This window comes from Vibrio sp. 10N.222.46.A1, assembly GCF_041473595.1.
In the GTDB taxonomy this organism is placed as follows: domain Bacteria; phylum Pseudomonadota; class Gammaproteobacteria; order Enterobacterales; family Vibrionaceae; genus Vibrio; species Vibrio tasmaniensis_A.
This window is the reverse complement of the sequence record NZ_JBFRSN010000245.1, coordinates 1-1402: the sequence shown is the minus strand read 5'-3', so window position 1 is coordinate 1402 and position 1402 is coordinate 1. Positions and strand designations below refer to the sequence as shown.

Here is a 1402-nt window from a genome sequence, read left to right as displayed (position 1 = left end):
TTACCTAAGCCAACAGCAGAACCTGCTGCAGCCATTACGAATCCTAATTTCGAACCCCAGGTATCGCGGGGTGTAGTGGTTGTATTACTAGTAGCCACGTTTACTCCAAACTTTTGTGTTATGTGATGTTGTATTTTGCTTTGTGTGGCGTCATTAAAAGATAAGGTGTATATAATAATTTACACCATTAAAAGATTTGATTGACGCTCGTTATCTAGCAAGTAAACCAGTTTAAGAATACAATTGGAAGCCCGAACCGTATATATTTCGTTATCAATGTAAATCTTTATGGTTAAATGCCGGTTTTTCATACAAAACAATTGCATTCGTCTTAAGTTAACTAAAACTTAACAACTTTAACCTGTTTACAGCTTTTGCTCTATTTTGTAAATAGTTGATTCCTTAAATTCCCATATCCGTAAAATAGCATTACTATCTAAGTGTCTCTTTTTTCGAGTATTCAATGTGGAAAAGCTCTACCATTTTTTAACTTTAGCTTCTGTCGCTTTATACTGGGTCCTTGTCGCCGGTGTGACTTTTCGTGTCGTACTAAAACGACGCTCTGTCAGCGTTTCTCTCGCATGGTTGATGGTTATCTACATTATCCCTATTGTTGGCGTCGCTTGTTACTTCCTTTTCGGAGAGCTAAATCTCGGTAGAAAGAGGGCTGAGCGGGCACATCGCATGTTTACGCCTTTTGGTGATTGGTTCCGCCAATTAAATGATTGCCAAGTCCACCTTCCAGGTAAAGTCGGCTCTCCTATCCACAAAATTGATGAGCTTTGTAACAATCGGATGGGCATTCCAGCTCTCAGCGGAAACACACTTTCACTGCAAGCTTCTCCTAATGAAATCCTACACGCAATTATCGAAGATATAGAAAACGCCCAGACGAGTATCAAAATGGTTTTCTATATTTGGCACCCCGGTGGCTTAACTGACTCCGTTGCTTCCGCACTTATTCGAGCAGCAAAACGTGGTGTCGATGTTAAAGTTTTACTCGATTCTGCAGGTAGCCCGCGTTTTTTCAAAAGTCACTGGCGTTCAATGATGAAAGACGCTGGCGTTCACGTTGTCCAAGCATTAGAGGTTAGTCCTTGGCGTATTTTCTTACGCCGTTTAGATCTAAGGCAGCACCGGAAGATCATCGTGATTGATGAGTCCATCGCCTATACCGGGTCAATGAATATGGTAGATCCAGCTCATTTCAAACAGAGCTCAGGTGTCGGCCAATGGATTGATGTCATGGTTCGCGTCACTGGGCCAACCGTTAACGTGTTGTCAGCAATTCATGGTTGGGATTGGGAAGTGGAAACCGGTGAACGCATTCTTCCTGATTTACCAGAGTGCCCGGTTGAAGAAATAATGACGCATCATCCAGTTCAAGTAGTGCCATCTGGGC

General features: G+C 42.4%; 1 protein-coding gene. It reads left to right on the top strand.

Going from position 1 to position 1402, the window contains the following annotated elements:
- Window positions 1–465: 465 nt before the first annotated feature.
- The coding region (locus tag AB4496_RS08350) for a phospholipase D-like domain-containing protein (RefSeq protein WP_372130805.1) at window positions 466–1402 on the top strand (937 nt) is incomplete at its 3' end.